Genomic DNA, 8,493 nt, shown 5'->3' with positions numbered 1-8,493 from the left:
GACGGGCACGGTCCCGTGGTAGGCGAGCGCGGCGCCCGCCGGCGGGGGGCGGCGGACGATGCGCAGTTCGATGCTGCGCTCGCCGGCCCCCTCGACCTGGCCGCTCGGGCTGACCGGCGTGAGGCGCAGCACGTTCATGCCCATGCCGAGCGTGACCGTCGCCTCCTGCGTGCGGCTGTGGTCCTCATCCTCGACCGTGAAGCGGGGCGCGGCGATCACCGCGGCATTGCGGCGCAGCACCGCGCCGCCGACGGCGCCCGGGGATTGCAGGCGGTAATCGATCAACACCTGGCTCGACGTCGTCTCCAGCGTCGCGGGCACGCCTGGTCCCGCGCCCCCCTGCCCCGACGCAGGTGCCGCCGGACAGCCGCTGGCGCGCGACGTCGGGTCATGCGGGCAGATGTCGAGCACCTGCAGGCTCGGCGGCAAGCCCTGCGCCAATACGCTGCCGACGCCGCCGATGCGCAGGCGCTGCGCGGCGACCAGGGACCGGGCCTGCGGCGTGTCGCGGAACGACAGGGCCACGAGATCGGGGCGGAAGAAGGACGGATACAGCTGGCCGATCTGGATGAAATCGGCGGCCCGCATGTCGGGCCGGTTCTGCACGTAGCCGATCAGCGTCCGCCCGTCCGGCGTGCCCTCGTCGGCATGGTCGTGATCGAAAAACCCCTCGGGCGTCCACAGCACCCACCGGCCGGTTTGCGGGTCGATGAACAGCGACGCTTCCTCGGCCCCGCTCTCGGCGTTGTACCAATGCACGGTGCCGTCGCCGAGACCGGCGACCACCCGGCGCCCGTCGGCCGTCACGTTCACCGCCCAGGCGGGGGCGTCCACCACCTGTCGCCATGCGAGCCCGCGCGGGGTGTAGAGGCGGACGAAATAGTCGGTGCCGACCGCGACCATGCCCTCGGCCGGGCCGATCGCCGCCGCGCGCACCGTCTCGGCATCCTCCAGCCGCAGCATCCGGCCGGACAGGCGGGGCTCGTGCAGGCCGGGCCAGTCCGCGACCGACAGGCCGGGCACGCTGACCAGCGGCGGGTTGAAGCCCGGCCCGGCCTCGGCGAGCGTCAGGATGCGGCCCGGCAGGTCGAAGATGATGTGGCGCCCATCGGCGCGGGCCGCGGGCAGTTCGATGCGGGTGCCGTCGGGCGAGAGGCGGAACGACCCGAGGCCCGCGTTGCGGAAGTCGATATGCAGCGCGGCGCGTCGCAGGGTCACCGTGCCGCCGGCATCGGTGCGGCCCACCGCCGGCTCGTCGGTGGTGAACAGCATGCCGCCCGGCACGAGGGCGAGGCCGGTCACGATGTTGTCGGCGATGTCGCGCTCGATCGCGCCGCGCCCGGTGACGCTCCATGACCGCGCGAAGTAGCGGTGGGTGCGGGGATCGTTATAGGCGCCGGCGCCGACGACATAGGCCCCGTCCGGCGCATAGGCGACAGTGAAGAAGCCGCCGACGCGCCCGGCCGCACCCTCCAGCACGCGGGCGAGGCGGAACGTGCCGGCGTCGATGAGCCACACCACGGAGCGCACGCGGTCACCGACCGCCAGCACCCGCCCGTCCGGCGAAAAGGCGACGCCCCAGGGCCGCGCGCCCGCCGGCAGCGCCAGCACGGCGATGCGCCGACCGTCCGCGCCATAGAGCCGCACGCGGCCGTCATCGGCGCTGACGGCGAAGCGGCCGGCGGGATCGAAGTCGATGCCCCGCACGCTGCCGCCATAGGCCGTGTCGCCCGGCAGCGCCGCCTGCGCGCGGATGTCGAACAGGCGCACCCCCCCGCGGTCCTGCATGCCCACCGCGAGGAACCGTCCGCCGGGCGAGAAGCGCAGCGCGCTGATTTCATGCGGCAGGCCGGTGATCGTGCCGAGCGGCCGGTCAGCCCCGGCCCCGCGCGGCGACGGAACGGCGGGCGGGGCGCCCGGGGGGACGACCGGAGGCGCGCCCGGCAAACCGTCGGGCGATCCGGGGCGTGGCATCGGTGCGTCCGGGTTGACGCTTGCCCGCGCGGGCGCGGCCGGCGCCGCACCCGGCACGTGGCGGAACAGGGCGACGGCGTAGTTGTCGGGCGTGCCGATCCGCCCGCCCACGGCGATCAGGTCGCCCGCCGTCGCGACGGCATAGAGCGCGCCCTGGTCCTGCGGCCCGATCGGCGGACGCAGCGTATCGATCGGGTCGAGCCCGTCCGCCGTCCAGAGGCGCGCCGTCTTGTCGTCGGAGACGGTGACGGCGGTGCGTCCTCCGTCAAGGAGCGCGATGCCGTTGATGTCGGCCTCGTGCCGCCCGGTCTCGACCCGCAGGAAGGGCCCGCGGCTCGTGATGGGCGACAGATCGCCGGCGTTGACCCGCCCGAGGATGAAGCGGGGACCGAAGGTGGGCGCCAGGACGCCGACCGCCGCCACGGCCAGTACCGCCGTGGCGGCGACGAGGACGAGGCGGGCAGCACGGCGGCGCATGTCGCGTCTCCGTCCGGTCAGCTCGCCCCGCCGGTGCCGGCGGTGTCGAGGTTGAAGGCGACCTTGCTCCGCCGCTCCGCCTGATCGACCGAGTCGACGAACGCCGTGCGCTTTTCGGGGATCGATTCCGTGGCGTTGGTGACAACCTGCTGCGTCAGCGTCGGCGCCGCGTGGTGATGGTGATACGTGTGGCTGCCGGTGGATGGCGACGTATAGCCACCCTGTTGCTGCAGCTGGTTGGCGGCCGTCGCGAACTGTTCGTCACGCTTGGCCATGTTCACGCCATAGCTGCGGGCGACCTGGATTTCCTGCGCGAACATGCCCTGCTGGAACGCGAGCGCCGACAGCGCGGCGTCGCGCGACATCTGCCCCGTTCGCACCTGGTATTTGATGCGCTGGGCCACGCTGAACCGGCATTCGCGCAGCCGGGCGAAGGACGCGTTGACGTGATCCATCTCGGCGGACTCGCGCTGCAGGTCCGCGTTGATGCCGCGGGCGAGGGTTGCGGTATCCTGATAACGTTGTTGCATCGTATTGTAATAGGCGGAGGTCCCTCCCACCAGCGCGCCCGTGGCGCCGCCGGCCAGCGCGCCGATGGCCGCGCCGCGGCCGCCACCGGTCGCCGCACCGATCAGCGCGCCGCCGATGGCGCCGATCGCCCCGCCGGTCACCGCCCCCTGCACGATCTGGTCGGTGAAATACGTCCGCGACTGCGCGAGGGCGGCGCGGTCCTGCCCGCACGGGTCCGACGGATCGACCGGAAGTTGGGCCGCGCCCTGCCCCGCGCAGCCGGAGAGGGAGCTCGTCGCAAAGCCGATGGCCACCAGGAACGCCACCGCCCGCCTGCTTGTCCGTCGCACCCGCCGCCCCTTCCCTTCCGCCTCCAAGCGCGGGGGAGCATACACGCTTCAAATCGACATCGCACCTAATCCGCCGCGGCTGTGGCCTCCGCCGGCCACGCGCCCGGGCGGGAGGCCGGAGCGCGCGGTGGGCGGAGGGCAGGCCGTCAGGCGGCGGTCAGCTGCCGGACCCTTCGATGACGTCGCCGAAATTCTCCCAGTGCGCGCCGTTCCACTTCGCGAGCTGCATCTGGCGGATCGGGTGATAATTGGTCGGGCTGGTGGCGACCTTTACGCCCGGCAGCAGCGTCGCCGGCACGAAATCATGAATGTTGGTTGCCTGCCGCATGATGTTCTCGCGCGACAGGTCGCTGCCGCACTGGCGCAGGACCTGCAGCATCGTCTGCCCGGCGGCGTAGCCATAGATCGTATTCCCGTCCGTCTGGTCGGTGCCGGGCATGTACTTGTCCATGAAGGCGCGCCATTCCTTCATGCCGGGATCGTTGGCCCAGCGCGCGTCGGTGCTGTCCTTGATGAACGCGCCGGTGATGATGCCGACCGCGTTCTTGAGCCCTGCGGGCTTCAGCACGGCGCCGACGGAGATGGAGACGTTGGTGAGGTAGTGCTGCGGCTTCCAGGCCATGTCCGCCAGCTTCTTGATCACCTGCGCCGCGAATTTCGGGATGGCGGCGGTGACCAGCACGTCGACACCGGCCGATTGCAGGGTGACGAGCTGGCTGTCCACCGTCGGGTCGGTGGATTCATACGACACGGCCTTGATGACCATCGTGTCATACTTGTCGCCGAACGCGTCCTTCAGCCCGTTGACGTAGTCCTTCCCGAAATCGTCGTTCTGATAAAGAATCCCAACCTTGGCCTTCGGCGTCGCGGCGGTGATGTGCTTGCCATAGATCTCGGCTTCGGTCCGATAGCTGGGCTGGAAGCCGATGGTCCACGGATAGCGCTTGTAGTCGCCCCACTTGTTGGCGCCGGTCGCCAGGAAGAGATGCGGGACTTTCTTCGCGTTGACGTATTTCTCGACCGCGGTGTTGGTCGGCGTGCCGAGATCATTGAACAGGCAGGCGACCTCGTCCTGTTCGATCAGCTTGCGCACCTGTTCGACGGTGCGCGGCGGCGAATAGCCGTCGTCATACGAGATGAAGTTGATCTTCCGGCCGTTTACCCCGCCCTGGTCGTTGACCATCTTGAAGAACGCGGCCTCGGTCTTGCCGATCATGCCGTAGGCCGAGGCAGGCCCGCTATAGGCCTCGGTATTGCCGATCTTGATCTCGGTCGCGGTCACCCCCGGCGTGGCCGCACGGGCCCGCGCGCCGGACAGCGCGACCGTGCCCGCCGCCAGCATACCGCCCAGCAATGGACGACGTTTGATCATCTGCAATCCTCCCCAATTCGAGCCGTTGCACGTCCGCCGGCCGGTTCCGCGCGGCGGTAGCTTCTTCAGGACCGGCGTGCCAGCAACCGTCCCAGCGTGCCGGCGACACCGGCGGGCATGACGAACATCACCGCGATCAGGATCGCGCCATACACCGCGTCCGGCGCCGCCTTGCTGATATCGGCGGCGACGTTCGGCACGAACACGATGAACAGCGCCCCGAACAGCGCCCCGCCGATGGTGCCAACGCCGCCGACCACCAGGCCGACGAACAGCGCGATCGACAGGAACACGCCGAAGCTGTCGGGCGCCACGAACTGCACCGCGATCGCCCCGAGCGAGCCGGCGATGCCGGTATACAGGGCGCTGACCGCGAACGCGCCGGTCTTGACCATGGCGATGTCGATCCCCATCGCCTCCGCCGCCAGCGGATGGTCGCGCACGGCGATGAACGCGCGGCCGATCCGCCCGCGCAGCAGGTTGCGGGCGAGCACGAACAGCACCGCCGCGACCGCGAGGGAGAAGAGATACAGCCATTGATCCGGTGTCAGCTTGAGCCAGGCGGGCGGATCGGGCTTGGTGATGACGATGCCCTGCACGCCACCCGTCCAATCCTGCAGCAGCGGATGCTTCAGCAGCTGCGGCAGCGCGACCGCGAGCCCGAACGTCGTCAGGGCGAGATACAGGCCGCCGAGGCGCAAGGCGGGAAAGCCGAGCAACAGGCCAAAGATCGCGCACACCACCGCCGAGACCGGCAACGTGGCCCAGTAGGGCACGTCGTACACCGACATCAGGATCGCGGTGACATAGGCACCGATCGCGTAGAACGCGCCGTGTCCCAGCGAGATCTGCCCGGTGTAGCCGGTCAGGATCACCAGCCCGAGGATCGCGATGCCGTAGGCGATCGCGGTGGTCAGCTGGAAAAGCTGGTAGCCGCTGAGGAAGAATGTCAGCGCCGCGAGCACCGCCAGCACCACCGCCGTCGGCAGCAAACCGGCCGGCTGTCCCGCCCCGCGCGCCGCGCGCGCCATCGCCAGGGTGTTTCCCGACACGGTTTTATACCCTCGCCACGATGGTCCGGCCCATCAGACCGGACGGCCGGATCACCAGCACCGCCACGATGATGACGAGCGCGAGCGACAGCTTCAGCTCCGTCCCGACGATGTAGGCGCCGGCCAGGTTTTCGATCACGCCCACGGAAAAGCCGCCGATGACCGCGCCGAGCGGGCTGGTGATCCCCCCCAGCAGCGCGCCGGCGAATGCATACAGCAGAATGCCGCCCATCATGTTCGGATCGAGAAACACGATCGGCGCGACCATCATCCCGGCGACCGCCCCGATGGCCGCCGCGAGCCCCCAGCCCAGCGCCAGCATCCACCCGACCCGCACGCCGACGAGGCGCGAGGAGACCGGATTATAGGCCGCCGCCCGCATCGCAAGGCCAAGCCGCGTGTAGCGGAAGAACACGTAGACCAGCAGCAGGACGACCAGCGTCACCGCCGTGGAGCCGAGTTCGTGGCCGGAGATGTAGCCGCCGAGCAGCGGCCGGTCGCCGAACGGCGTGGGAAACGCCTTGGTCGTGTAATCCCAGATCGCGCCCGTGGATGCGTTGAAGATCAGCAACAGGCCGATGAAGACACCCACGCTCGCGAGCACGGGGGCATTCGCCATCGGCCGCATCAGGACACGCTCGATCACCACGCCGAGGGCGAAGGACAGCACCACCGTGACCACGAACGCCGCCCAGTATGGCAGGCCGAGATTGATGAACATCAGCGCGAGATAGGTCGAGAAGGTCGCCATCTCGCCCTGCGCGAAGTTCACGTGATGCGTCGCCTGGTAGATCATCACCAGCGCCAGCGCGACGGACGCATAGATGCCGCCGGTCGCGAGCCCGGACAGGATTTGGTGGAGTAAGCCCGCCATGCGTCAGTAACCCAGATACGCGCGGCGGATCGCCTCGTCGCGGCCGAGTTCGTCCGCCGGCCCCGCGCGCACGATGCGCCCGGTCTCCAGCAGATACGCCCGGTCCGCGAAGGACAGCGCGAGATTGGCGTTCTGTTCCACCACGAGTATGCCCACCCCGTCCTCGCTGTTGATGCGTCGCATGATCTCGAAGATCTCGCGCACGATCAGCGGCGCGAGACCAAAGGACGGCTCGTCGAGCAGCAGCAGCTTCGGACGCAACAGCAGCGCGCGGGCGATCGCGAGCATCTGCTGCTCGCCGCCCGACAGCGTGCCGGCCTGCTGGCGGAACCGCTGCTTCAGCCGGGGAAAATAGCCGAACATCCGCTCGAAATCCGGCCGTATCTGCCGGTCGCGCCGCGTATAGGCGCCAAGCCGCATGTTCTCCTCGACCGTCAGCTCCATGAACGTGCCGCGTCCGTCCGGCACATGGGCGATGCCGGCGCGCACGATATCCTCGGTCGCGCGCCCGTCGATCCGTTGTCCGGCGAGCGTGATCTGCCCGCGCACCGGTATCATGCCGCAGATCGCGCGCAGCGTCGTCGTCTTGCCGGCGCCGTTCGCGCCCAGCAGCGTCGTGACGCCACCCTCGGCCACCTCGAAGTCGAGGCCGCGCAGGACCGTGGTCGGTCCGTACCCGGCCTCCAGCCCGACAACCTCAAGCAGCTTCATGGGCACGCTCGACGGTGTCGCCGAGATAGGCGCGGATGACCTCGGGCTCCGCCTGCACCTCCGCCGGCCGGCCTTCGGCGATCTTCACCCCGAACTCCAGCGCGACGACCTTGTCGGAGACGCGCATCACCAGGGTCATGTGATGCTCGACCAGAAGGATCGCGAGCGAGAAACGATCGCGGATCGCCAGGAAAAGCCGTTCAAGCTCTTCAACCTCGCCGTGATTCAGACCGCCCGCCGGCTCGTCGAGCAACAGCAGCTTCGGCCGTCCGATCAGGGCCCGCGCCAGCTCCACCCGCTTCTGCGTGCCGAATGGCAGGGCGGCCACTAGCACGTCGGCGACCGGGGCCAGGTCCAGCATCTCAAGCAGTACGTCGGCATCCGCCGTCGCCCGCGCGTCGTCGCGCCCGGCCGACGGCAGGCGCAGCGCGTTGGCGACGAAGCCGGAGTGGCCGAGATGATGCGCACCGACCAGCACGTTCTGCCGCACCGTCATCGACCGGAACAAAGCGAGGTTCTGGAACGTGCGCCCGATGCCGAGCGCGGCCATGCGATGCCGCTTGGTCCCCACGACCTGGGTGCCGTCGACGTATATGCCGCCGCTCTCCGGCCGGTAGATGCCGCTGATGCAGTTGAACAGCGTCGTCTTGCCCGACCCGTTCGGACCGATCAGGCCGCAGATTTGTCCCGGCAGCACATCGAACGACACGTCGGACAGCGCAACGACGCCGCCAAATCGCTTGGTGACGCTCTCGACGCGCAACAGCGGTTTGTCGGTCAGCGGCCTTTTCGTCGTCTCAACGTCCGTGGCATGAGAAACCACCGAAGCCTCCCTGCTACGGTATCGTTATTTTTCGTGACTCTCTCTTGCCACGCTGAGCAAGTCAATGGCCGGGCACGATGCTGCGCTGCAAATAGAAACGGTTGACACGGATTACCGAACGGCAATCCGCGACATGCGTCGCGCGCGGGACAACGGCCGCGACCATGCGCGACCACGAGGGACGTTCGCGCGCGAAGCAATCCCGCGTTGAGGTCGCGCGCCGGCGCGCGGCGGCCTCGCCACCTCGCCCGCGCGTGTCAGCCGCGGCGATCGGGCACCGACGAGGCGCCGGGGACAGCCGCGGCCTCGTCGTCGGGCGGATCGAGCCGGCGACCGTCCAACGCTTCCCG

Annotated in this window: 7 protein-coding genes; all 7 read right to left on the bottom strand. The window is 69.4% G+C overall.

The features are described from left to right. Positions 1–2,451: hypothetical protein (locus B8460_RS04380; RefSeq protein WP_048860357.1), on the bottom strand; the 2,451-nt coding region annotated here is incomplete at its 3' end. Between the two features lie 17 nt (positions 2,452–2,468). Then, entirely contained in the window at positions 2,469–3,287 is an 819-nt protein-coding gene (locus tag B8460_RS04375; RefSeq protein ID WP_048860356.1) for a hypothetical protein, read from the bottom strand. 181 nt (positions 3,288–3,468) lie between these two features. Continuing rightward, on the bottom strand, positions 3,469–4,683 hold the full coding sequence (locus B8460_RS04370) for an ABC transporter substrate-binding protein (RefSeq protein ID WP_052945124.1): 1,215 nt from the start codon (positions 4,681–4,683) through the stop codon (positions 3,469–3,471). Between the two features lie 65 nt (positions 4,684–4,748). Continuing rightward, positions 4,749–5,735, bottom strand: coding sequence for a branched-chain amino acid ABC transporter permease (locus B8460_RS04365; RefSeq protein WP_199445540.1), 987 nt, complete (start codon positions 5,733–5,735; stop codon positions 4,749–4,751). Positions 5,736–5,739: 4 nt separating this feature from the next. Continuing rightward, positions 5,740–6,609, bottom strand: a complete 870-nt coding sequence (locus B8460_RS04360) for a branched-chain amino acid ABC transporter permease (protein ID WP_048860353.1) — start codon at positions 6,607–6,609, stop codon at positions 5,740–5,742. 3 nt (positions 6,610–6,612) lie between these two features. Further along, positions 6,613–7,320: an ABC transporter ATP-binding protein gene (locus B8460_RS04355; RefSeq protein ID WP_048860352.1), complete on the bottom strand. Its 708-nt coding sequence runs from the start codon at positions 7,318–7,320 to the stop codon at positions 6,613–6,615. Further along, positions 7,307–8,143 carry an ABC transporter ATP-binding protein gene (locus tag B8460_RS04350; protein WP_241771109.1) on the bottom strand — a complete coding sequence of 279 codons (837 nt, stop codon included), beginning with the start codon at positions 8,141–8,143 and terminating at the stop codon, positions 7,307–7,309. The genes B8460_RS04355 and B8460_RS04350 overlap by 14 nt, the downstream gene beginning before the upstream one ends. Between the last annotated feature and the right edge of the window lie 350 nt (positions 8,144–8,493).

The sequence above is a fragment of the Acidisphaera rubrifaciens HS-AP3 genome (genome assembly GCF_000964365.1).
GTDB lineage: Bacteria > Pseudomonadota > Alphaproteobacteria > Acetobacterales > Acetobacteraceae > Acidisphaera > Acidisphaera rubrifaciens.
The sequence above is the reverse complement of the archived record's forward strand: the minus strand, read 5'-3'. Positions and strand labels throughout refer to the sequence as shown.

Bases quoted from the DNA above. Each gene is read 5' to 3' on its own strand.
- B8460_RS04370 (WP_052945124.1), bottom strand. From the start codon at position 4,683: ATGATCAAACGTCGTCCATTGCTGGGCGGTATGCTGGCGGCGGGCACG.
- B8460_RS04360 (WP_048860353.1), bottom strand. From the start codon at position 6,609: ATGGCGGGCTTACTCCACCAAATCCTGTCCGGGCTCGCGACCGGCGGC.
- B8460_RS04355 (WP_048860352.1), bottom strand. From the start codon at position 7,320: ATGAAGCTGCTTGAGGTTGTCGGGCTGGAGGCCGGGTACGGACCGACC.